The sequence below is a fragment of the Rodentibacter rarus genome (genome assembly GCF_001998965.1).
Classification (GTDB): domain Bacteria; phylum Pseudomonadota; class Gammaproteobacteria; order Enterobacterales; family Pasteurellaceae; genus Rodentibacter; species Rodentibacter rarus.
Genome location: NZ_MLHJ01000036.1, coordinates 19,169 through 41,139, shown reverse-complemented (window position 1 = coordinate 41,139; position 21,971 = coordinate 19,169). Strand labels below are relative to the sequence as shown.

Below are 21,971 nucleotides of genomic sequence, written 5' to 3'. Positions count from 1 at the left end.
CACAAGCCATTAAAATCCCAAACCAGCCCAACTTAAAGTGCGGTTGGTTTTTTTCTTATTTTTCGTTTTGCACTTTCATTGGCAACGGTGCAAAATAGCCGACAGCCAACAATAGCAACCCAACTACAATAAAGGAAACGATGCGTGCAATGCCACCACTGTTACTGAGTTCTACAATAAAGAGTTTTATGACGACAAGGGAAATTACCCCGGCACCCATAAACCACAATGTACGATGCATGAGTCGATTGCCTTTGTACATAAGCGTAATCGCACATAATGTCCATAAAATAGAAAGCGAAGCCTGCAAACTAAACGAGCGCAACATCGTCTCCAAAGACCACGGAATATCCCCATAAAAATGCCATAAACGCATAAGCATCACGTTTAATGACAACCAACCGGCTACGCCGATAATAAAGAGAAATTCCAATTTTATTTTCTCCTGATTGACACATTTATACCAATGCCATAGTAGCACTAAAATCCCAATCGAACAGAACTCCAAAGGGTTGAATAAAGGAATATACCACCAAGGGGAAGGGGCGCCACTGTGAGCTAACCCCAAAATAAAGGCAACAAATAAGAAAACAATTGATGGAATAAATCCTTGGTTTAAGTAAATTGTTTCTATTCCCCATTTTTGCAGTTTTTGGCGTAATTTTAGTAAGGCAAATCCGACTATTAACGGCACTACCACTTTTGCTGATTCAAGCCAAGTTTTGGATAGCCGATAATCCATTGAATCAAGCCATTCTACAAAATAGATTGCCCACGCCAAAATGAAGAAATTTAACCCGCCAATATGCCAAATTTTCTGTAATTTTCCCTTAAATATTGTTTTCCAATTTGGCATAGTGGCAATGTGTAAGATTGTTGCGGTAAGCAATATGAAGAAATTTTCCAATAAATGCCGGTTTATTTCATCTAAAAACAACAATAATGAACAACAAACAAAAATCGGTAAAAATGCCACTTGGGTTTGCGCAAGCTGTTTCCAGCGAAGCCAAGGATTAAGCAACACCCCCGTGCCAAAAATGATGAGAATCTTCACGGCAACGCTCACTCCACCATACACGCCCAAATAATCATCGCTTAACCCATCAAGCACCAGCCATAGCATTATGCCGCTATAAATAAGATTTGCCCAACTGCCTAATTCGTGGATTCGAAGAGATGAATTTTTCGGATTTGAAACAAGCCACCCCACGATAAAGGCAGAAATTCCCAAAGCCCCATCTAACCACAGCGACATTGTGTCCAGCCATCTCACAAATTCATTGATAGAAATATTAAAAATCCAATGAATATGAAGGGCTAACAAAGCCGGTGAGTAGGAAAATTTCCTCTCTAAAAGGAGAGAGGTATTTTCAACTTGAAAAGCGATAAGATGAATAAAAAATGGGAAAAGGAAACTCATAGACACCCAAAACGTGACCAAAAGATTGGCTTTCCGCCATTGCCAAAATGCGCCGAGTAAGCTAAAAATCACGACAAAAATGACCGCACTTTGATAACTCAACGTGCCGTAAGCATAAAGTTGGGCAAAATACCAAACCACGCCATATAACAGTAACGCAGTGATACCCATCACACCACGGGTTTCCCACAATGCCGATTGAGGTTTACGATGATGAGCCCACATAATGGGGATAACAAGGCTTTGCAATAATAATGCGATACTGATCACAGGATCAAAAGGGGCGTAAATTAACTGACAAAGCAGGGCAATTAGACTCAATACCACACCGTTTAAGCGGACTAAAGGCATTTTTTGTTTCACACCAAAAACATAAAGCAAGCTCCCTTCAATACCTAATAAGAAAAATCTATTCAATGTTTCGTTGAAAATGTTGCCGATACCCAAAGTGAAAAAAACCAAGCCCAGTAGAGACATTCCCTGCGAAACCACCCCAAGTGCAGTTCGTTTTGCCACTAAAAATCCACAGAATGTGTAAAACAACGCAAAGGCAAAAGCGGAATACATTAAACCTTGGGGAAAATGTTCCACCAATGAATATTGCATACCAAAAGCCGTCAATGAACTTCCGAATAGCAAGCTGCCATCTAATGAACCTACCCGTTTTATACCGCTAAGCCAAGTTAACCAGAGTTGTTTCAATGTCGCATTATTATCCGATTGCGCTGAAAAATCCTTTTGTGATTGTGTTTGTAGTATGGCAAAACGGCATACGATAAAAGTGTAAAGTGCAATATAGTAAACAAGGAAAAGCTGGCAAATCAGGTATAATTCCGGCGTGTAAGATTTCCATCCCCAAGCTAGAATAAGAGCGGTTGAACCCACAAAACTGATTAAATTCAGTGATCGCCAAGTCTTAAACCAAGCCACAAAGGCAACGCCGGTATTCAGTAAGGCTAAATAGCTGAATAAAACCAAATAATTACCGCTGCCGTCAGAAACCAACACCGGTGAGGCTAATCCGCCCAATAATGCCACTTGCGCCAATAAACGGGAATTTTGCCGTAACGCTAAACCAACCATGGTGATGACTAATAAAACCTGAATGGAAAACACCACGGAGGCTGGCAAAAGTTGATGTAATTTGAACGCCGAAAGTGAGGTGAGGTATAAAATACCGATGCCCAATCCTTGCAATATCAAGGCGTAATCATAACGGCGATGGCGTAATCGCCAACCTAAAACGGTGGAAATGACACCGATAACTGCCACACTTGCATAGCGGGTTTCGATGGAAAATGAAATATATTCACTGGCAAGGCGGAGTAAAAAACTTAATCCTAAAAATAAAATCACCGCCCCCACTTTCACAATCGGGTTGCCTTTGAGCAACCAAGCAAAAAACCGGTTGGATGTTTCCAATTTTGGTGAAATGTCTTCCGTTTTTTCCTCGTGGATTTCTTGTCTTTCAGCGTGATTCAAAGTCGGTTTAGAAACTTCCGAAATTTTGACCGCACCTTGTGATGGCAGTGGTGTTTCATTTTGATTTTTGGTTGATAGTTTGGAATGAACAAGCGAAGAAATTTCGGATTCCATCGGTGAAGAAACCACTTCGCCATATTTCTCCCGAGCATTTTCAGCAATACTGTGAGGAGCAAAATCCGCATTCTTTACGATGTTTAATTGCGCTTCCAAATCATCGATACGCGCTTTAAGTTCATCTATCTGATCAAAGATTTTCGCATTTTTTACCATTTGACAGGGAATATACAAAAGCAAAAACACAACAATGATAACAATAAGTTCCATTTTTTATCCTTTACCACCGTGATGAGTGTCAAAAAGTCATCATTTACTAAAAATTCAGCACTTTATCCGCTTCAACTGTCCAATCGGCAAGCTCAACCAATGTGCCGATTTCCACCCCTTCCGCCAAAGGTAAATCCGTGATCCCCCGTGCGTTAGTGCAGGTTTTGCAAAGTTTTACCATTGCCCCCTGCGCCGTTAGAATTTCCAGCATTTGCTGTAAATGATAGCCTTCCGCCGGATTTTGTTTCGCTAACCCACCACTTACCGCATCAGACATTAAAAATAACTTCAAATTGACCGCACTTTTATGCTGTTCCTGCAATTGTAATGCCAAGCGTAGCGCACTGAAAAAATGCTCGTCACCATAAGGTGAGGAATGAATAATAAAAAGAATGTGTTGCATAATAACTCTCTCCGTTTTCTTTCAAATATAACAAGGGCGAACCTTCCGTTCGCCCATAAAATTATCCCACCCAAACAAATTTCGCAATAAATAAAAGGGACACCACCCAAACCGGGGCGTTGATTTCTTTAATGCGACCGGTACAGGCTTTCATAATACAATAACTAATGAAGCCAAAGGCGATGCCTTCCGTGATGGAGTAAGTGAAAGGCATCATTGCGGCGGTGATAAATGCTGGAGTGGCTTCCGTTAAATCATCCCATGACACACGAATGAGGCTGGATGCCATTAAAATCCCCACATAAACCAATGCACCGGCCGTGGCATAAGTTGGCACGACAGCGGTGAGTGGAGAGAAGAAAATCGTCAGTAAAAATAGCACCCCCACGGTCACCGCCGTTAAACCGGTGCGCCCGCCCACGGAAACGCCTGCCCCACTTTCGATATAAGTACTGATGGCTGAAGTACCGATATAGGAACCGCCCACGGCACTCATACTGTCCACCAGTAAGGCTTGTTTCATTTTTGGAAAGCGACCTTGTTCGTCACTAATGCCGGCTTTATCGGTTACGCCTAATAAAGTACCTGAAGAGTCGAATAAATTGACTAATAAAAATGAAAAAATAATGCCAAGTAATGCGGTGTCTAAGGCACCGGCAATGTCCACTTTACCCACCACCGTATCTAATGCCGGAGGCAGAGAAATAATGCCGTTGAACATCACATTATCATCTAACCAAAGGGCAAGCCCGGTGACCACTGCAATAGAGATCAATACCCCTGAAAAAATGTTGCGGGCAGCCAATACCACGATAATGAAAAAGCCCAATACACCCAGTAGTACTTTAGGATCGTGTAAATCCCCCAGCGCCACTAATGTGGCAGGATTGGCGACCACCAATCCCATATTTTTAAAACCAATTAATGCGATGAAAAATCCAATCCCCGCACCGATTCCCACACGAATACTCAAGGGGATCGACGCCATTAGCCAATAACGCACTTGCAACAGGGTAAGCACCAATAACCCGACCGATCCCCAGAAAATCGTCCCCATGCCAATTTCCCATGAGTAGCCTAATTTACCGACCACTACATAAGCAAAAAAAGCATTCAGCCCCATTGCCGGTGCAAGGGCGATAGGCAGATTACTGAATAATCCCATCGCCATTGTCCCTATACCGGCAATTAAACAGGTTGTCACAAACACCACTTGTTTGTCCATACCGGCATCGCCTAATATGGATGGGTTGACAAAGACAATATAAACCATGGTAAAAAAGGTGGTGATCCCGGCGATAATTTCGGTTTTCGGGTTCGACCCTTTTTCACGCAATTTGAAAAGTCGTTCTAACATAGTTGTTCCTTAAAAATTAATAACCTTGATGATAAATGGCTTCTAATAACTTCACTGAAAGGCAGGCGAGATGAAAACGTTGATCATCGCCTACCGTCCAAAATTCAATCCCATTTTCCACCCCATTGACTTGGCTGATATGCAGTTTCACCTGGGAAATCTCACTCTCAATTTCACCACTCATCACGGGAGTGATAAGCTTTTCATGATACTGTACGAATTCGCTTTCTTGAGGTTGGAAATCGATCTCATAATCTGAAAGTGCGGTCACTTTTTGTGCCATTCCATAAAATACCGGTACTTGAACAGAATGAAATACCACACTATCGATCTGAGGGAAAATTTTTCTAAATTGCTGTGATAATAATGAGGTATGCTGCGGATAAACATCGAATGCCAAACGGGTTTCCTCTTCATTCAACGGAATACCATTTAATAATCGTGCGGTTTGCCCGGCAAGTTTCGTGACGGTCTCCGCCTGATGATAAGAGGCGGGAAGTAAAGAGGTGGTGAAAATTTGTTTGAGGTGAGCCGTTTTCAATAAAGGATAAGCCGCTAAAGCTAGTTGGCTGACCTGAGGATCCGGCAAACTCACAATGTTACGTTGTCTTAATTCAACAAGATCGGTTTCATTAATGCTTGGTACGACCACTGGTATATCCGAAAGTGTGCTACATACACCTTTCATATCAATAACGATGCAGCCCTGCTCTGCGGCATCGGCGATATGGGCGACCTGTTCCACAGTGCCTGCGAAAAAGAGATAATCCACCTCTCGCCAATCCATTTCCGTTGGAGAACATTGTGCAACAGCTTTATTTTTAAAACGAATGCCTTGTTCTTCTTCAAAGGGATAAATTTCTACAATCAATAATTTTTCAATTGCCAGTTCGCTTTTCTCAAGGGTTTCGGCAATTTTCTCACATAATTCAAATTCTGCCGCGATGGCAATATTTAGGCTTGCATCCATTTTTTTCTCCGCTATACAATAAGCGATCCATTCTACAAAAAAAGGGCTAGAAATAAAATGACACCGGCAATTGATTTACTTAAAAAACAAAAAATTCCTTTTATTCTTCACACTTACGATCACGATCCCAACAATACTCATTTTGGTGATGAGGCGGCGGAAAAACTGGGGATTGATCCCCATCGTTCTTTCAAAACCTTACTGGTAGCGGAAAACGGCGATCAAAAGAAACTTGCCTGTTTTGTTTTACCGACTGCCAATATGCTCAACCTAAAAAAAGCCGCCAAAGCGATAGGGGCTAAAAAAGTGGAAATGGCAGATAAAGATTTTGCTCAAAAAAGCACGGGCTATTTAGTGGGAGGAATTAGCCCGCTTGGACAAAAGAAACGCTTAAAAACAGTGATAAATTCAACCGCACTTGAATTTGAAACTATCTATGTTTCAGGGGGAAAGCGAGGATTAAGTGTGGAACTCTCGGCAAAGGATTTAGCGAAACTATTAGACGCTGAATTTGTGGATATTGTGGATGAAACCTAGAAGTTCATTTTTCAATGATAAAAAAAGCTTACCCGAAGGTAAGCTTTTTTAAGGCGTTAGAGATCGTCAATGACTAAATAAATTTTAGAGACCGGCCCGTGTACTCCGACCACTTTGATTAACTCAATATCTGCGGTTGCACTCGGACCTGAAATAATATTGATACAAGAGGGCATTCTCTCCCCTTGTTTCGCTTTGTCATCCAAAATTTTGGCTAATTGCGCAACCCTTGGCAATACACGACTTTTTCGTAGGACAACAATGGATTTTTCCGGCAACAAACTCACCGAACGACCAAATTGTTTATCTGAAAATAATACGATACCACCGGATTCTGCAAGACCATATTCCGCATAAGCAATACCAATATTGGCTTTTTCGGCATATTGAATATTGCTCTCGCTCTTTGATTCATCCCAAATATAGCTATCATATTTGCCTTGAACTGCTGCCATCACACCTAAATCCGCAAGACGTGAATCATTATTCAAAATAATTTGACCACCGCCGTATTTTTCACAAATATCAATGATTGCTTGTGAAATATCGCTTTCCTGTGTTACCACCACATCCGCCATCATCACTTTCGCAAAGTTGATAAACTCATCACATAATTGCTCTTGAGTGAGATCAGTTAAACGTGTCATCGGATAATTATTTACCAACTCGGGCATAGGTTCCGGTGAAGTTTGCCAAGTTGATTTCCCCATCCGTTTCGCTAATTTTGTTAAAAATTGTTCACGATTTTGTAAATCCATCTTGCTTATCCTCTATTTTTAAACCATTCACGGAAACTTTGCCCTTCCGGTGTTGGTAAATCCCGTGCTTTTGTCCATTCACTCAATGCCCCCATTTGTATCGGTGCTTTGCCATTTTTAATGAGTTTTCCTGCGATTTTTGCCCCCATATTCACACCGACTTTCCACACTGTCGGATGGGCATTGGCAAAGGTGAAACCAAAAATAGACAAACGCTCTGTGACAGGAGTAATCCCCGTTTGTGCCATATGTTCACGATGTTTTAAAATAAGCTGTGCAAGTGGAATTTTTACTGGGCAAACTGAATTACAAGCCGTACATAAAGAGCAGGCATAAGGCAATTCTTTAAATTCTTCATATCCTCCGAGTAACGGCGAAATCACAGAACCGATAGGCCCCGGATAAATCGAACCATAACCATGGCCACCAATTTGGCGATATGCCGGGCAGGTATTTAAACAAGCACCGCAACGAATACAACGTAATACTTCTTTAAATTCACTCTCTAGGATCTCAGAACGCCCATTATCAACAATAACTAAATGGAATTCTTCCGGACCATCCGTTTCTCCCTCTAAACGAGGGCCTGTCAACCAAGTGTTATAAGCCGTCAATTTGGCACCCACAGCACTACGAGCCAACATGGTAATCAACACATCGACTTCTTTAAACGTCGGGGCTAATCGCTCCATTCCCATGACTGCAATATGGGTTTTCGGTACAGTTGTGGCTAAACGCAAATTCCCCTCGTTGGTGACCAAACAAACCGAGCCGGTTTCTGCTACGGCAAAATTACAGCCACTAATACCAATATCCGCCTCTAAGAAATCTTTACGGATCACCTGACGGATAAACGCCGTCATTTCTTCCGGTGTTTCAGAACCGTTGTAGCCTAATTGTTCATGTAACTCTTGGCGGATCTTATAGCGATCTTTATGTATTGCCGGAACAACAATATGAGAGGGTTTATCCCCCACGATTTGTAACAAATATTCGCCTAAATCCGTTTCAACGACTTTAATGCCTTCTTTCTCTAAAATCCCGTTTAAACCGATTTCTTCTGTCACCATTGATTTCGATTTAACAATTTTTTTTGCCTGTTTTTCTAATGCAATTTGACGAATATAAGTCGTGGCTTCCTCTGCGGTTTCTGCAAAATAAACTTTCCCGCCATTTTGTTGGACTTTTTCGCTTAATTGGTAAAGATAGGCATCTAAATTAGCTAAAACGTGATTACGGATTTGTTTCGATAAATCACGCCATTCTTCCCAATGCCCTAACTCATCCACCATTTTTTGACGGTTCGCACCAATCGTTTCTTGTGCTTTTACAACGGCTTTACGCATTACTTCATTGTGGATTTGATTATCCACACGTTTTTTGAACGCAAGATTACTGGTTTTTAATGACATACTACTTTCCCTCCTGCATTAACACTTCGGCAATATGCATGACTTTGATATTTTTCCCTTCTCGGCTTAAACGACCGCCAATATTCAACAAACAACTGACATCAGCACCGATAAGGTAATCCGGTTCAACTTCCGCAATATGTTCGACTTTTTCCGTTACCATTTCTCCGGAAATTTCCGCCATTTTGACGGAGAATGTTCCACCAAAACCACAGCAAGTTTGCTGATTTTTAATCGGTAAGAGTTCTAAACCTTTCACCTTTTCAAGTAAAGCTAAAGGTTCATTCACAATGCCTAATTTACGGAAAAGACTGCAAGAAGGATGATAAACCGCTCTGCCCGGTAAACTTGCACCGACATCGGTTATTCCTAAGACATTCACAATAAAATCAGTAAGATCATAAAAACGTTTGGCGATATTTTCAGCCCGTTTTGCCCATTGCGATTCACCGCATTGTTCAAAATATTCCGCATAATGTTTAATCGCCGACACGCAAGATCCTGCCGGTGCGACAATGGGATAATCATTAACCTCAAAGGTTTCCACTAAATTTTTCATCCCCGGTATGGCTTGTTTCGTATAGCCACTGTTTAATGCAGGTTGTCCGCAACAACCTTGCTTTTCAAGAAAAATAACCTGACATCCTAATTTTTCCAGTAATAACACGGTGTTTTTCGCCACACCTGCTTTTACCACATCCGCAATACAGGTTACATAAAAATTAACATTCATAATCACTCCGTATAAAAAATACAAATAAAAACAAGCGGAATGTTTTCAAATTGATTCACAAACAAAACCGCTTGTTCTTTTAATCCCTATTAACTCGGCTATACCGCATAGAATATCGGAATAATGAAAAGTGCCACTAAGGCAGCAATAATGCCATAAATGATCATTGGAACAACGGTTTTCTTAATGATCGTGCCTTCCTGTTTGTCAATATTCAATACTGAACTCACGGCAACAATATTATTAATGCACACCATATTTCCCATAGCGCCACCAACAGATTGTAATGCAAGAATTAAAGTGGCTGAAAGCCCGGTTAATTCTGCCGTAGAAAGTTGAACACTACCAAAAGTTAAGTTAGACACGGTATTGGAACCGGAGAAAAATGCCCCAACAGCACCGAGATAAGAGGCAAACAATGTCCAGTATTCCCCCGTTGCGTGAGCAAAACTTTGACCGATAATTTTAACCATTGAATTATCGCCCCCTACCAGCATTAAATTCACCATCACCAATGCACCGACTAAAGCAAAAAACGGATTCTTAGTTTGTTTAAAACTCGTCACAAAAATATCTTTTGTTTTTGACATTGATAAAGCAAACACCGGCACAGCAATTAATACGGTAACAACAAATGGAATGAACGCCGGCACATAAAGCAATTTATAACTGGCGTTAATTGATGTACCAAAAATATTTTTTAAACTAAAAATCAAGCCATAACTGACATCAAATAAACCAAGCGAACCGAGCTGCGCACTAAACCAAGAAGTCGCATCATTCATCATAGCTTTAAACGGTAATTGTTGAATTCGTGTCACAATTAAAATGGCGATAAGCATCCCGGTTGGAAATAATGCTTTGGCGACCTGAGCAAGAGAAACCGAAGAGCCTTCTAATGTATTCTCCACTTTAGCCAATCCAATTCCTTTATTTGCTACAATCACAGAGACAAATAAGCCAATTGCCCCACCAACCAAAGATGGAAATTCATAGTTCACTTGTGCTAATAACATATAGGGAATCACGCAAGCAAATACGCTGATATAAATAAAAATCAGGTTTTTACGAATTTCACTCCAGCTGACAATTAAACTTAATGCCATAAGTGGAATGACAAGTGCGGCAAAACCATGGATTAATGAGGTCATTGAACCGATTTCTAAAATTTGAGCTTCCGATAATTGCAAAGGTCCAAATCCAAACCAAGTTGGTGTGCCCACCGCACCAAATGAAACCGGCACAGAATTCATCACCAATGCCAACATTGCCACCCGTAATGGTGGAAACCCTAGACCCACTAATATAGGTGCAGCAATGGCAGCCGGCGTACCAAACCCACTTGCCCCTTCAATCATAAAGGCAAATGCCCATCCAATAATCATAATTTGTGCAACCGGGTTAGGATTAATATTGCCGAGCCACTTACGTAAAATGTCTGTTGCCCCGGACACTTCTGAGAAACGATTAAATAAAATAGCACCAAAAATAACGGTGATTGGTGTTTGAACAGCGATCAACGCAGAGGCGATATTCGCACTCACAATGCTAATATCCGTACCAAAAAAGATTAATTGAATAATTAAAACGACAACCGCAATCCAAGGTAGCGCAAGGTAAGAAGGTAAAGCATTACGCTTCACCATTAAATAAATGAGCAGAACAATTGGAAAAATACTTAAAAACAGAGCCATAAGCCCTCCTCTAAAATAACAAATAAAAATTTTGTGCAATTTTAGAGAAAAGTATTAAATAAAAAAAGATAAATGTTGAAATTTTGTGAAATTTATCACATTTTTAAATTTTATTTTTGGTGTAAAAATATACACTTAGTATCAAAACAATAAAACCTACGCATAATGAGTTATTAACACAATAAGATACAATTTGGAGTGAAATTAAAAATTCGATGTATCTTGAAACAATCCAACCTTAAGATCTGTTGCGGTATAGATCACCCGTCCATCTACTTCAACTTCGCCATCAGCCATTCCCATCACTAATTTGCGGTTAATTACGCGTTTCATATTAATACGATAAATCACCTTCTTCGCCATTGGCAAAATTTGACCGGTAAATTTCACTTCCCCGACACCTAATGCACGTCCTTTACCTTTTCCACCAATCCAACCAAGGAAAAAGCCGACCAATTGCCACATTGCATCTAAGCCTAAGCAACCCGGCATAACAGGATCACCGATAAAATGACACGTAAAAAAAGGAAGATCAGGATGAATATCTAATTCTGCTTCAATATAGCCTTTATCAAAAGCCCCGCCTTGTTCGGTCATTTTCACAATACGATCCATCATTAACATTGTTGGTGCGGGAAGTTGCGGTCCTTCTGTACCGAATAATTCACCACGACCGGAGGCGAGTAAATCTTCATAGGTGTAACTTTCTTTCTTATTTGGTGTGCAGGTGTTTTGCATTTTCATTCCTTAACATTACCTATATTTAGCAAATTTCAGACATTTCGCATTTTAGAAAGAATGGAACGAGCTGTAAATAGAAAACACCTGTTAGCTGAACTAGTCAGAGCAGTGCTAAAATGAATAAAACCTAAAAGAGGAAAAACAAGAGCGAACAAGTATTCGCTCTGTTAAGAAAATAAAAGAAATTTAAAATCGAAAGAAATTAAATAGGCTTTTCTTTGCTGGTTCTGCACGGAAATCAATGCGTTGCTGAATCAAACGGGAAATCGGGGTCTCATTCTCTTCATAAATTTTATCTTCTTCCATAACGAGATCGCGCTGAAAAATCAGTTCACACGCTTGATAAATATCTTCTACCGGAAAAATAAAAAACTCGCCATTTTTGACCGCACTTACCACCTCATCGGAAAGACTCAGTTGCTGAATGGTGGTTGCGGGAATGATCACGCCTTGTTTACCGCTTAAACCACGTCGCTTACAAATCGTGAAAAAACCTTCAATTTTATCATTCACCCCGCCCACTGCGTGAATCAGCCCGAATTGGTCAATTGAGCCCGTTATAGCAATATGCTGCGGTAAAGGTAAATCCGACAAGGCACTCACAAGCACACAGAAAATAGCAAGGGAGGCACTATCACCGTCAATTTCACCATAAGATTGTTCAAAAACTAAAGAAGCCGAAAAGGGCAGCTGTGAAGGTAATTCTAAAATATTCGATAAACAAGCCTGTGCAATCATCATTCCTTTGCTGTGTAAATTACCGGCAAGCTCATTTTTACGTTCTACATCCACGACTTCACCTTCACCAAATTGCACAATACAACTAATGCGTGAAGGCTCGCCAAATTTCACCGGTGTACCGGGATACTCAATGACGGACAACCCATTAACCTGCCCGACAATTTCCCCATCTGTTTCTACATAAACCTGCTCATTGAGAATATCGGCATAAGTTTGTTCTCTTAAGAACCCATGCTGCCTTGCTTGTTGCTGAAAAACAGCTTCAAAATCAACCGCACTTAAAAATGTTTTTTGCGAAAATGTCGCTGCATTTAACAGCATATTTTTCAATACCGTAGGCGAAGAATTAATTAAAAAACGGTTTTCACTTTCTCTTACTAAAAGTTGATACAACTTGTGAAATGAAGAAAAATCCAATGTTACCCCGCTTTCTTTTGCCAGATTCTGAACATAACCAATCCAATTTTTCTGCTCTTTCATATCAGCCATGGAAAGGTAACTTTCAATTTCGGCATAATCAGCAAAACGATACAAATCCTCGTCCAATTCACCAAGGGTGGCAAGTTCCGTGCGATTACCAAGTACAATCACTTTCGTATTGAGGGAATAACTAGGAATTTCACAAGGGAGAGCTTTGAAAGGATGGGCGGAATACCAATCAAATCGCTGAGTTTGTAAAATATGTTTTAAACGTTGCCATAAATCAAACTGAGCCAATAAAGTTGCGGAATCTATAATCAATACACCGCCGTTTGCCTGATGAATTAGCCCCGGTGTAAGTAGAATATCTTGCGAACTAGGGTGCACTTTTACATTGCCAAAAAGTTGAAATTGATCACAATATAATGCAGTTAATACCTCTCCTCTGCCGGCGAAATTGTCTTCTGGAGATTTTGCCGGCTCAACGCTAATCTGGGGAAATGAAAAAGAATCTCCCTGTGCCACACTATAATTTACCCCTAAAATTGACCGCTCTTCGGGCAACATTTGGCGAACAAGCGGTATTAATAATTCAGCATAATCAGCTTTATCATCTGCTTTTAACATCATTACGGAACGAGCTGAATGCTGTAAAAATAAAGAAAGGGCTTTTTGTGCTGTCGGCTGCAATGTCCAAAAATCAAGAGGTAGTATTGGGGCTTCTGTGATCGTTAATTGGGGTTGTAAGGTATCCCAAGTAAGGGACTGTTCTTGGAAAAAAGATGAACTCACGGTTGGATTCTCATTAGTAAAACTGGTGGCATTATCGCATATTTAGATTCATTGTAAAATTAGCTGGAAAATTTGTGATAAAACACGTATATTACCCGAGTTACCACGTCACTAAGCAACCATAGCTATGAAATATCAAAAACTAGAAAATCAAGAAGCCAACTGGAAATGGCTCTATTTGATCCGTAAATATCGAGAAGGTGAAAATATCACTCGTTATGAAGAAAAAAGCTTGCAAGAATCTGTTGTCACAATATTACTTGAAAGCCAAAATTATCCGGAAAAGATTGAAAATTGGATCGGACAACACCTCTCACCCGCATTGCCAATTAAACTGGATCAAGCGATTCGTGCAAGACGAAAACGTTTTTTCAATGCAGAAAAACAATCCACAAAAAAGAAATCCATTGATTTGGAATATGCAGTTTGGCTACGCTTGTCAAAATATTCACGGAAAATGCATATGACACTTTCAGAAACCATTAGCTATATGATTGATGAACGAGAAAGCAAAGCGCTATATGAAAGTCAAATGTCGGCAATGAAAAACAGCCTTAAAAACTTATTAAAATAATAAAAGACAAGGTGGTAAGGCTTGTCTTTTAAATTAAACTAAATAGAGAAAATTTAAGAACGCTGCTTTATTCGCACTCTTCTTTATTCCACGACAGGAATAATCTTTGTGGCGTGAGATCCTTTATCACCGTGGATAACTTCAAATTGCACCTTTTGCCCCGCTTTTAGCGAACGATAACCGTCCATTTCAATCACAGAGTAATGGGCAAAGATATCAGCTTCCACGCCTTCTGCGGAAATAAAACCAAATCCCTTTGCATTATTGAACCATTTAACAACACCAATTTCCATAATAGACCTCTTTAGGCTTCGCCTATATAATCATAAATCAAATAAGACTAATGCCTTATCACCTCAATTGGCGTTATGTTTAAATATTTTGATTTTTTATGCAACAAGTAATATTAAAAAATGCTATATAGATCACAAAATATTTTTATTTTCTGCTAATTTTTCATGTAATTCACGTAATTCTCTTACCACAATTTGAATTGCTTCACCGCTATTCACCCCTTGTGCCATTAATTCTTGAATCTTTTCAACCGCTCTTTGCTGCTCTTCGTGTGTTAATTGAATATCAAACATCACCTTTCCATCCTAATATGTTCATTAAATTTTGCCATTGTTCATCTAATGGTGCATAAACCGTGATCTTTTGCTGCGAAATAGGATGTATAAAACTTAACCGTTCCGCATGCAGTAATAAACGCTTACAGCCGGTATTTTCTGTCAATGCCCGATTTTGGTGTAAATCGCCATATTGGGTATCCCCCAAAATGGGATGAAAAATATGTTTACAATGTCGGCGCAATTGATGTTTCCTTCCGGTATGAGGAATTAAACGCACCAAAGAATAGCGCGAAGTTGAATAACGCCCTGCCGAATAAGGCATTTCCACGGTTTTCAAACCAATATAATCCGTGACTGCATCTTGTGGCACTTTCTCTTCCTGAACAAATTTATCCGCAATTTTGTCATATTGAACTTTCAAGGGATAATCAATCCTCGCCGCCCCCTCTACATAGCCCCTGACAACGGCCAAATAGGATTTCTGCACCTCTTTTTGTTCAAATTGCCGGCACATTAAATTGGCTATTTCACTATTTAACGCAAACAATAACACACCGGATGTTGGACGATCCAAACGATGAATAGGAAAAACACGCAGCCCTATTTGATCTCGTAATGTTTGCATCACAAATTGCGTTTCGTGCGTATCCAGCCAGCTACGATGCACCAACATCCCGGCCGGTTTATTCACGGCAACCAACCATTCATCTTGATATAAAATATTGAGTATCATTGATTCTGTAATAATTCTTCTAGCGCCACTAAGGGTTTAAGCAAGAGATCAAGATCATCAAATTCTTTCAAGGCCTCTTCAATATAGGGAGAAATCGCAATCTGATTTGGTAAGGGGGAATGACTGTCTAGTAATGCATGCATACGCGGAATAAACACCCACTGCAACCATTCTTGCGGTTCCATAGTATCTAAATAAAAAGGCGATTGACTCAGAAATGCCTCCGGTGCCGGGGGGATAGCCTGCCATAAATTTAAGCGTTGTAGGGTTTCTTGAAGCTGTTCAAGATGAAGTTTAGTTTGATTACGCATAGTCGTCCTTACAAAAATTCAGATGTCGTAAGTGAGGGCATTTTACAAAAAATCAACCTTCCTTTCTAAAAGTGCGGTTAATTTTAACGATGGATTATCGAAAAGTTTTCAGCTGTAATTTGCCTATGATCATTAACTACCACACGTATAACGTTGGCCGTTTTCGGTCCTTGCCTTAACCATTGGTCAAATGCCCGTAGTTGGGTGTCATCCCCATGAGCAATAACTTCCACCGAGCCATCATCACGATTTCTCACCGTCCCTTTTATCCCTAATTTTCCCGCTTCTTTCCAAGTGAAATAGCGAAACCCCACGCCTTGTACACGTCCATAAATAAAAAATTGTTTTGTCATTTTTCCCTTCCTTAAAATCTAAAATAAACTGCTTTATCCCAAGCAAAGTTCAATTAACCCCAAGCTAATTTAGCTTATCGTCACGCCTCGTTTTTTATAAACTCAACCTCACCAACTTAAAATAAAACCTTATCGCCTATAGGTTGAAATAATATAAAATTTTTTCATTTTTAACCGCACTTTGCTATTTTCATTTTGCGCAAATTAGCATAGCATAAGCAATGTTCTTATTTCATCTACAAGTGAAGGAGTAATTATGAAATCATGTGCGGTTACATTAGGTATTATCACATTATTCGCAAGTACAGTAAGTTTTGCTGGGACGGTTTCCAGCTCATCAAATATAGATGTCTTAGCCATTGATGGGCAAAAAGCAAGCAAATCACTCTTAAAAGCAACTCGTTCTTTCAATATAAATGATACCAATACCCACCAAGTGGTTGTTCGCGTTGGTGAAATTATCGGTGGTGGTTCCAACCAATCGCTATTTGAATCCAGCCCTATTATTGTTACCTTCCAAGGCTCTCAGGAAGATATTATCATTTCAAGCCCGACCCTGCGCACTAAAGCGGATGCAGAAAAATTCAAAGCTGCACCGATTATTAGCGTGAAAACAACAAGCGGCAAAGAAATTCCTGCAAAAATAGATGTTTTAAAACAGGAAGGATTATTCCCTTCTGCCAATGTTGTCAATGATCTCGCAGATTATAATGTTTCCGGTGCGGCAGCCGCTGTTCCTGCATTTGCCTCTTCAACAATGCCGGCTACCCCGATGGTGGCTGTTGCGCCAGCAACAAACAGCAAAGCAAACAAAGGGCAAATTGTCGTTCAAGGCAAAAATGTAGCTGAACAGCAATTGCAATATTGGTTCCAACAAGCAGATAAAGAAACTCAGACCCGTTTCTTAAACTGGGCAAAATCCTACAAATAATGGCCGCTCTTTATATGAAAAGTGAGCAATAAGCTCACTTTTCTCTTTTTAGCAAGAGATAAAAATGAATAACTGGTTAAATGCAAAAGTAATTGCTGCGATTCCAATATTTATCGCAGTCAACCTCGCTGCCTTGAGTATTTGGTTCTTTAATATTTCCAGCCAATCTATGCCGTTAATTTTAGGGATTATTGCGGGTGGATTAGTGGATCTCGACAATCGTTTAACCGGTCGTTTAAAAAATATTTTTTATACCTTAATCGCCTTTGCAGTTTCCACTTTTATTGTTCAGATCAATATCGGCAAGCCCATTCAATATATCGCATTAATGACCGTGCTGACTTTCATTTTCACGATGATAGGCGCAGTAGGACAACGCTACAGCACCATTGCCTTTGGCTCCCTTGTCGTTGCCCTTTACACAACCCTGACTTATAACCCAAATACCGAGGGCGCTTGGTTTATTAATCCAACGATGATTTTACTTGGTACGTTACTTTATAGTTCTATCACCCTCATCGTCCATCTCTTTTTCCCCAATCGTCCCGTCCAAGAAAATGTCGCCAAAGCCTTTTGCGCTTTAGGTGAGTATCTTGATGCAAAATCTATGTTCTTCGATCCGGATGAACTGGAAGAAATTGAGAAAAAACACCTCAATTTTGCATTGAAAAATGCCAATGTTGTTAATGCTTTTAATCTTGCCCGCACCGCACTTTTTTATCGAATTCGGGGACAACACCGCCACCCCCGAACACAAAAAATGGTGCGTTATTACTTCTCGGCTCAAGAAATTCACGAACGCGCAAACTCTACCCATTTTGACTATCACCAAATCGCAGAAAAATTAAAAAATACCGATTTGATTTTCCGCATTCAACGACTTATTGAGTTACAAGCCCAAGCCTGCCAAGAGGTGGCACAAAGTTTACGCCACAATAAACCCTATCATTATAATCAACGCATAGAAAAAGCCCTCTCCGGCACGCTACAATCTTTTGAACTTTATCGTCACGAACATCTTGATAATGAAAATGTCATTGTTGATATTCAAGGTTTGCTTGATAATTTACAGAATATCAACCTACAATTGAACCAGTTAGAACAAGAATCAAATACGGGCGAAGCACTCGCACAAATTCATACGACCCAGGTAACCGGGTTGAAAAATATGTTTTCAACCATTGTCGGACACTTCACCTTTGAATCGCAATTATTCCGCCACGCTGTGCGCCTATCAATTGTCGTTTTCCTCTGCTGTACCATCGTAGATTTTTTCCAATTTAATCTCGGCTATTGGATTCTTCTTACCGCCATTTTTGTTTGCCAACCCAATTATTCTGCGACCAAAGCACGCTTACGCCAGCGTATTATTGGGACAATTTTAGGCGTGCTCGTTGGTTCTCTACTCCCTTATTTAAACCCGACTCTCGAATTAAAACTGGGCTTAATTGTACTAACCTGCACACTTTTTTTCTTCTTCCGGAGTAATAATTACAGTTTTTCAACCTTCTTCATTACCCTTCAAGTCTTATTAAGTTTTGATGTGATGGGATTCAGCACGGAGGCGGCTCTTCTTCCCCGATTACTTGATACCCTACTGGGTGCCGCCATTGCTTGGTTTGCCGTTTCCTATTTATGGCCGGATTGGAAGTATTTACAATTGGATAAAGTCAGCCGTCTTGCTATTCAAAGTGATGCACAATATTTGCTACATATCATCGGACAACTCCAATTTGGCAAAACCGATGACTTAAAATATCGCATTGCCCGCCGCAATGCCCATGAATATAATGCGTCACTCAGCACGATTATTTCAAATATGAACAGCGAACCGATGAAATATCAGGCTCATTTGCAGGAAGGGTTTGATCTACTAAAAATTAACTATTCCCTACTGAGTTATATTTCTGCGCTTGGATCATACCGATACAAAATGCGCCACCTGCAACAAACAAAAAGTTTTTTATCGGGTTTCTATCCGACTGCAAAAAAGATTATTTATACCCTTGAAAATATAGAAAGACTTTCACCCGAGATCTTTGCAAAATTGTATGAAAACATTGAATTAAGTCTAAAAGACATTTTCCAAACAGAGATCCAGATTTCTGAGAGCAAAGCATTTATTCTGCCGTTTCAACAATTAAATTTAATTATGCAACTTTTGCCACAAATTTATGATCTATTCCAAAAATACAGAAAAAATTAACCGCACTTTGAGCCTCTCCCCCAAAGGAGGACAAAATCCTCTAAACGGTCAATAGGGATTAAATTTCACACATTATCAACATTGACAAAACTACCCCGGCTTATTTCTTCACTCATTTTCGGTATTATGCAGCAGTTGCACAACATTACTTTTTTGTTATCTTGTAGGGACACACTGCGTGTGTCCGAATCTTAACCTATTGAAATAATTTAATTTTTATAATGGACACACGCAGTGTGTCCCTACGTTCTGTTAAAATTTCTGTTTTTGTGCATTTGCTACATAATACCGTTCATTTTTCAGTGAAAATTCCCCCAACGGAGAGCGAATAACCACTTGATTACTTTGACATTGTATTTGAAATTGTGTGCCATTTTGTTTCACTTGTTGTTCACAAGGTAAACCTAAAAACTGCCGCTGAACTTGATTTTCCGCAATCTGTAAGGCTTGAAAATCATAATAAACTTTCACCGCACTTTGGCGTTGATTTGCTGTCCAGCGATTAAACACAAGAAACAATATGCTAAACACCATTAGCGTAAACATCACTGAAGTCAGCGACATTCCCCTATTCACTTGAGGCTTTAAAATCACTCCAACTTTTCTCCGCTAATTGCCATTTACTGTATTGCTGCACTAAGGACTCAATGATCTTTTTGCTATAGGTAACGGTCACGCCTTCTAATACGAGCTTTCCACCTGTCATCACCGCACCACTCACCCGACCTTTACCACGCAAGGTTAAATCCCCTTCTGCGACCAAAATGCCTTGTACAGTGCCGTTCACTTCCCATTCGGTTTGCCTCCCTTGAAACCAATATAGCTGTGGCGTTTTATTCGTGATTAAAGGATAAGGTGGCATTGAAAAGTGCGGTCGAAATTCATCAAGATTTTCTAAGTGAATAAAATTTACCAACAAGCCTTGATTATCACCTTTCGTTGGTGATTTTTTAAATATCGTAGTACGCTGACACCAGATTGAATACTGAATGGCATCTTCTGCGTCTTCCATATTTATAGAAACCTGCCGAACATGATCCGAATTATCCAAAGGCAATGATAAACAAGCGTTTTGTTGCTCTTGCGACATTATTTTTTGTAAAGCTAATGTTCGTTCCACATAATTTTTACGCTGCATTTGCTGTGCACGAAAAAAACTCAGGGTACTATCATCAAAAAGCAACATCACTGTGAGCAAACCTGAAAGAAAGATCAAAATAGTCAGTGTTACTGCGCCCTTTCTTCCCTCGTGCAACATCATTGATTCCACAATGCCACCACCATAGCGGTTTCATATTGAATAGCCGGATGGCTTTTTAAACTGCCGGCAAGCTGAATTTCAACCCCCTTCCCTTCTGCGACCAAATGAAATTGCAAATGGGTAATTTCATATTCATTTTCATCCAGTAAATCCGTCCAACCGCCCCCGGCATTACAAGCAGTTTGTTGAAGTGCTTTTTGACATTCAGTTGATTGACACTTAGCATTAATTGCACTTTTATAAGTTTGTTTCGTTTCAATCATTTTGTTATTCAATTTATAGCCGAAAAACTCTTTTTCTATGCCTTTTGCCACATTTTGCCCTCCATTTAAACAAGTATTTTTCGTGAATTTTTCACCGATACATCCGTTTGCATTGAGATCGTAAAAAAATAAAGCACAACTATTTTTCGGTGCATTATTTGCTTGAGAAATAAACAGCGCCAAACCTTTTTCGTCTAACTCAAACAAACTGACATTGCTTTCAATCAACTTATTATTTAATGCCCGAAACCCTGCACGGCGAAGATCTTTACCGATAAGCTGAATCGTTCGTTGCAACTCAGCCTGAAGTTTCAATCTCAACAACATCTGTCGATTCTGAACCTGTATATTGGTGTAAAACCGTGACACCACCAACAAAAGTGCGGACGAAATGGCTAATGAAATCATTAACGCCAATAGTGTTTGCCCTTTTTTCATCCTATTATCTCGTACAAGCACTGGGGGATTGATTCGGTTTCAATTTCAAACTGCCCACATTAAAAAAGGAAAATAGGGTACGTTCATCTCCCGATTGTAATAAAAAACAGTTGGAATCAACGGTATTGCGTATGCCATTAAAACGTGCCACTTCCACGGGATAAATTTTTGGACTGATGAGCGTGGTTTTCTCCGCAAAATAGGGGTAATAAAAGTGGGCATAAACTTCTTTGGGACAAGCTGTCGGATTCAAACAATCACAAAGTTTATTATTTTTCACTTGAGCCGTCATACACCAACGTTTCGTGGTGGGATGACGGTTTGCCAAAATAAACCAAATCTCGGAAGAATTTTCCGCCCGCCCCTGAATTTGTCGCAAAAATAAGTAAAGACGATGCTGCTCTTTCGCTAAAATTTTCTTGGGATTATCCGTTTTCCAGAGGGGAACAGTAAAACTCAATGCAATACTGATAATCGCCAAACCAATTAATAATTCCACCAATGTCGCACCTTTTCGCATAAAATTTTCCTCAATTCCGACC

Annotated in this window: 23 protein-coding genes; 4 read left to right on the top strand and 19 right to left on the bottom strand. The window is 39.9% G+C overall.

What is annotated here, in order from left to right; translation table 11 throughout:
• Positions 1-55: 55 nt before the first annotated feature.
• The 4 genes from BKK50_RS04890 to BKK50_RS04875 form a co-directional block, all read right to left on the bottom strand.
• Positions 56-3,229 carry a DUF2339 domain-containing protein gene (locus tag BKK50_RS04890; protein WP_077415879.1) on the bottom strand — a complete coding sequence of 1,058 codons (3,174 nt, stop codon included), beginning with the start codon at positions 3,227-3,229 and terminating at the stop codon, positions 56-58.
• 46 nt (positions 3,230-3,275) lie between these two features.
• Positions 3,276-3,632 carry a DsrE/DsrF/TusD sulfur relay family protein gene (locus BKK50_RS04885; protein WP_077415877.1) on the bottom strand — a complete coding sequence of 119 codons (357 nt, stop codon included), beginning with the start codon at positions 3,630-3,632 and terminating at the stop codon, positions 3,276-3,278.
• A 61-nt stretch (positions 3,633-3,693) separates the two neighbouring features.
• Complete coding sequence (locus BKK50_RS04880; protein ID WP_077415875.1) at positions 3,694-4,989, bottom strand: NCS2 family permease; 1,296 nt, start codon at positions 4,987-4,989, stop codon at positions 3,694-3,696.
• Between the two features lie 16 nt (positions 4,990-5,005).
• A complete protein-coding gene (locus BKK50_RS04875; RefSeq protein ID WP_077415873.1) occupies positions 5,006-5,959 on the bottom strand; it encodes an oxidoreductase in 954 nt (317 codons plus the stop codon).
• Between the two features lie 57 nt (positions 5,960-6,016).
• Between BKK50_RS04875 and ybaK the strand changes: the two genes are divergently transcribed.
• On the top strand, positions 6,017-6,496 hold the full coding sequence (ybaK, locus tag BKK50_RS04870) for a Cys-tRNA(Pro) deacylase (protein ID WP_077415871.1): 480 nt from the start codon (positions 6,017-6,019) through the stop codon (positions 6,494-6,496).
• Between the two features lie 56 nt (positions 6,497-6,552).
• On the opposite strand, the gene BKK50_RS04865 is transcribed toward ybaK, so the two are convergent.
• The 6 genes from BKK50_RS04865 to BKK50_RS04840 form a co-directional block, all read right to left on the bottom strand.
• Positions 6,553-7,254, bottom strand: coding sequence for a LutC/YkgG family protein (locus tag BKK50_RS04865; RefSeq protein WP_077415869.1), 702 nt, complete (start codon positions 7,252-7,254; stop codon positions 6,553-6,555).
• 5 nt (positions 7,255-7,259) lie between these two features.
• Entirely contained in the window at positions 7,260-8,666 is a 1,407-nt protein-coding gene (locus BKK50_RS04860; protein ID WP_077415867.1) for a LutB/LldF family L-lactate oxidation iron-sulfur protein, read from the bottom strand.
• Between the two features lies 1 nt (position 8,667).
• Complete coding sequence (locus tag BKK50_RS04855; RefSeq protein ID WP_077415865.1) at positions 8,668-9,399, bottom strand: (Fe-S)-binding protein; 732 nt, start codon at positions 9,397-9,399, stop codon at positions 8,668-8,670.
• 98 nt (positions 9,400-9,497) lie between these two features.
• Positions 9,498-11,093 (bottom strand): lactate permease LctP family transporter, encoded by a 1,596-nt coding sequence (locus BKK50_RS04850; RefSeq protein WP_077415863.1) that lies wholly within the window; start codon positions 11,091-11,093, stop codon positions 9,498-9,500.
• A gap of 204 nt (positions 11,094-11,297) precedes the next feature.
• A complete protein-coding gene (fabA, locus tag BKK50_RS04845) occupies positions 11,298-11,831 on the bottom strand; it encodes a bifunctional 3-hydroxydecanoyl-ACP dehydratase/trans-2-decenoyl-ACP isomerase (RefSeq protein WP_077415861.1) in 534 nt (177 codons plus the stop codon).
• Positions 11,832-12,020: 189 nt separating this feature from the next.
• The gene (locus BKK50_RS04840; RefSeq protein ID WP_077415859.1) at positions 12,021-13,787 is read right to left on the bottom strand and encodes an AAA family ATPase; all 1,767 of its coding nucleotides are present in this window, start codon (positions 13,785-13,787) and stop codon (positions 12,021-12,023) included.
• 127 nt (positions 13,788-13,914) lie between these two features.
• Here BKK50_RS04840 and matP point away from each other — a divergent pair, with 127 nt between their 5' ends.
• Positions 13,915-14,361 (top strand): macrodomain Ter protein MatP, encoded by a 447-nt coding sequence (gene matP, locus BKK50_RS04835; RefSeq protein WP_077415857.1) that lies wholly within the window; start codon positions 13,915-13,917, stop codon positions 14,359-14,361.
• Positions 14,362-14,444: 83 nt separating this feature from the next.
• Here matP and cspD read toward each other — a convergent pair whose 3' ends face one another.
• The 5 genes from cspD to BKK50_RS04810 all read right to left on the bottom strand — a co-directional run bounded on the left by cspD (position 14,445) and on the right by BKK50_RS04810 (position 16,330).
• Positions 14,445-14,654: a cold shock domain-containing protein CspD gene (cspD, locus tag BKK50_RS04830; protein WP_077415855.1), complete on the bottom strand. Its 210-nt coding sequence runs from the start codon at positions 14,652-14,654 to the stop codon at positions 14,445-14,447.
• A gap of 132 nt (positions 14,655-14,786) precedes the next feature.
• Positions 14,787-14,948 carry a YoaH family protein gene (locus BKK50_RS04825; RefSeq protein WP_077415853.1) on the bottom strand — a complete coding sequence of 54 codons (162 nt, stop codon included), beginning with the start codon at positions 14,946-14,948 and terminating at the stop codon, positions 14,787-14,789.
• Complete coding sequence (gene truC / locus BKK50_RS04820; protein ID WP_077415923.1) at positions 14,941-15,663, bottom strand: tRNA pseudouridine(65) synthase TruC; 723 nt, start codon at positions 15,661-15,663, stop codon at positions 14,941-14,943. Before truC ends, BKK50_RS04825 begins: the two co-directional genes overlap by 8 nt.
• Complete coding sequence (locus BKK50_RS04815) at positions 15,663-15,977, bottom strand: YqcC family protein (RefSeq protein WP_077415851.1); 315 nt, start codon at positions 15,975-15,977, stop codon at positions 15,663-15,665. The genes truC and BKK50_RS04815 overlap by 1 nt, the downstream gene beginning before the upstream one ends.
• Positions 15,978-16,060: 83 nt before the next feature.
• Positions 16,061-16,330 (bottom strand): acylphosphatase, encoded by a 270-nt coding sequence (locus BKK50_RS04810; protein WP_077415849.1) that lies wholly within the window; start codon positions 16,328-16,330, stop codon positions 16,061-16,063.
• Positions 16,331-16,586: 256 nt separating this feature from the next.
• On the opposite strand from BKK50_RS04810, the gene BKK50_RS04805 reads away from it, so the two are divergent.
• Positions 16,587-17,261, top strand: a complete 675-nt coding sequence (locus tag BKK50_RS04805; protein WP_077415847.1) for a curli polymerization inhibitor CsgI-related protein — start codon at positions 16,587-16,589, stop codon at positions 17,259-17,261.
• Between the two features lie 64 nt (positions 17,262-17,325).
• The gene (gene yccS / locus BKK50_RS04800; protein ID WP_077415845.1) at positions 17,326-19,467 is read left to right on the top strand and encodes a YccS family putative transporter; all 2,142 of its coding nucleotides are present in this window, start codon (positions 17,326-17,328) and stop codon (positions 19,465-19,467) included.
• A 252-nt stretch (positions 19,468-19,719) separates the two neighbouring features.
• Here yccS and BKK50_RS04795 read toward each other — a convergent pair whose 3' ends face one another.
• The 4 genes from BKK50_RS04795 to BKK50_RS04780 are packed head-to-tail and all read right to left on the bottom strand — an operon-like array spanning position 19,720 to position 21,949.
• Positions 19,720-20,031 carry a DUF5374 domain-containing protein gene (locus tag BKK50_RS04795; RefSeq protein ID WP_244149416.1) on the bottom strand — a complete coding sequence of 104 codons (312 nt, stop codon included), beginning with the start codon at positions 20,029-20,031 and terminating at the stop codon, positions 19,720-19,722.
• 4 nt (positions 20,032-20,035) lie between these two features.
• Positions 20,036-20,728: a DUF2572 family protein gene (locus BKK50_RS04790; RefSeq protein WP_244149417.1), complete on the bottom strand. Its 693-nt coding sequence runs from the start codon at positions 20,726-20,728 to the stop codon at positions 20,036-20,038.
• Positions 20,725-21,429: a PulJ/GspJ family protein gene (locus BKK50_RS04785; protein ID WP_077415839.1), complete on the bottom strand. Its 705-nt coding sequence runs from the start codon at positions 21,427-21,429 to the stop codon at positions 20,725-20,727. The genes BKK50_RS04790 and BKK50_RS04785 overlap by 4 nt, the downstream gene beginning before the upstream one ends.
• Positions 21,430-21,433: 4 nt before the next feature.
• Complete coding sequence (locus BKK50_RS04780; protein WP_077415837.1) at positions 21,434-21,949, bottom strand: pilus assembly FimT family protein; 516 nt, start codon at positions 21,947-21,949, stop codon at positions 21,434-21,436.
• Between the last annotated feature and the right edge of the window lie 22 nt (positions 21,950-21,971).

What these genes read in the sequence shown, in the direction of transcription:
- BKK50_RS04890 (WP_077415879.1), bottom strand. Translation starts at nt 3,229, where the DNA reads ATGGAACTTATTGTTATCATTGTTGTGTTTTTGCTTTTGTATATTCCC.
- BKK50_RS04885 (WP_077415877.1), bottom strand. Translation starts at nt 3,632, where the DNA reads ATGCAACACATTCTTTTTATTATTCATTCCTCACCTTATGGTGACGAG.
- BKK50_RS04880 (WP_077415875.1), bottom strand. Translation starts at nt 4,989, where the DNA reads ATGTTAGAACGACTTTTCAAATTGCGTGAAAAAGGGTCGAACCCGAAA.
- BKK50_RS04875 (WP_077415873.1), bottom strand. Translation starts at nt 5,959, where the DNA reads ATGGATGCAAGCCTAAATATTGCCATCGCGGCAGAATTTGAATTATGT.
- ybaK (WP_077415871.1), top strand. Translation starts at nt 6,017, where the DNA reads ATGACACCGGCAATTGATTTACTTAAAAAACAAAAAATTCCTTTTATT.
- BKK50_RS04865 (WP_077415869.1), bottom strand. Translation starts at nt 7,254, where the DNA reads ATGGATTTACAAAATCGTGAACAATTTTTAACAAAATTAGCGAAACGG.
- BKK50_RS04860 (WP_077415867.1), bottom strand. Translation starts at nt 8,666, where the DNA reads ATGTCATTAAAAACCAGTAATCTTGCGTTCAAAAAACGTGTGGATAAT.
- BKK50_RS04855 (WP_077415865.1), bottom strand. Translation starts at nt 9,399, where the DNA reads ATGAATGTTAATTTTTATGTAACCTGTATTGCGGATGTGGTAAAAGCA.
- BKK50_RS04850 (WP_077415863.1), bottom strand. Translation starts at nt 11,093, where the DNA reads ATGGCTCTGTTTTTAAGTATTTTTCCAATTGTTCTGCTCATTTATTTA.
- fabA (WP_077415861.1), bottom strand. Translation starts at nt 11,831, where the DNA reads ATGCAAAACACCTGCACACCAAATAAGAAAGAAAGTTACACCTATGAA.
- matP (WP_077415857.1), top strand. Translation starts at nt 13,915, where the DNA reads ATGAAATATCAAAAACTAGAAAATCAAGAAGCCAACTGGAAATGGCTC.
- cspD (WP_077415855.1), bottom strand. Translation starts at nt 14,654, where the DNA reads ATGGAAATTGGTGTTGTTAAATGGTTCAATAATGCAAAGGGATTTGGT.
- BKK50_RS04825 (WP_077415853.1), bottom strand. Translation starts at nt 14,948, where the DNA reads ATGTTTGATATTCAATTAACACACGAAGAGCAGCAAAGAGCGGTTGAA.
- BKK50_RS04815 (WP_077415851.1), bottom strand. Translation starts at nt 15,977, where the DNA reads ATGCGTAATCAAACTAAACTTCATCTTGAACAGCTTCAAGAAACCCTA.
- BKK50_RS04810 (WP_077415849.1), bottom strand. Translation starts at nt 16,330, where the DNA reads ATGACAAAACAATTTTTTATTTATGGACGTGTACAAGGCGTGGGGTTT.
- BKK50_RS04805 (WP_077415847.1), top strand. Translation starts at nt 16,587, where the DNA reads ATGAAATCATGTGCGGTTACATTAGGTATTATCACATTATTCGCAAGT.
- yccS (WP_077415845.1), top strand. Translation starts at nt 17,326, where the DNA reads ATGAATAACTGGTTAAATGCAAAAGTAATTGCTGCGATTCCAATATTT.
- BKK50_RS04795 (WP_244149416.1), bottom strand. Translation starts at nt 20,031, where the DNA reads ATGTCGCTGACTTCAGTGATGTTTACGCTAATGGTGTTTAGCATATTG.
- BKK50_RS04790 (WP_244149417.1), bottom strand. Translation starts at nt 20,728, where the DNA reads ATGATGTTGCACGAGGGAAGAAAGGGCGCAGTAACACTGACTATTTTG.
- BKK50_RS04785 (WP_077415839.1), bottom strand. Translation starts at nt 21,429, where the DNA reads ATGAAAAAAGGGCAAACACTATTGGCGTTAATGATTTCATTAGCCATT.
- BKK50_RS04780 (WP_077415837.1), bottom strand. Translation starts at nt 21,949, where the DNA reads ATGCGAAAAGGTGCGACATTGGTGGAATTATTAATTGGTTTGGCGATT.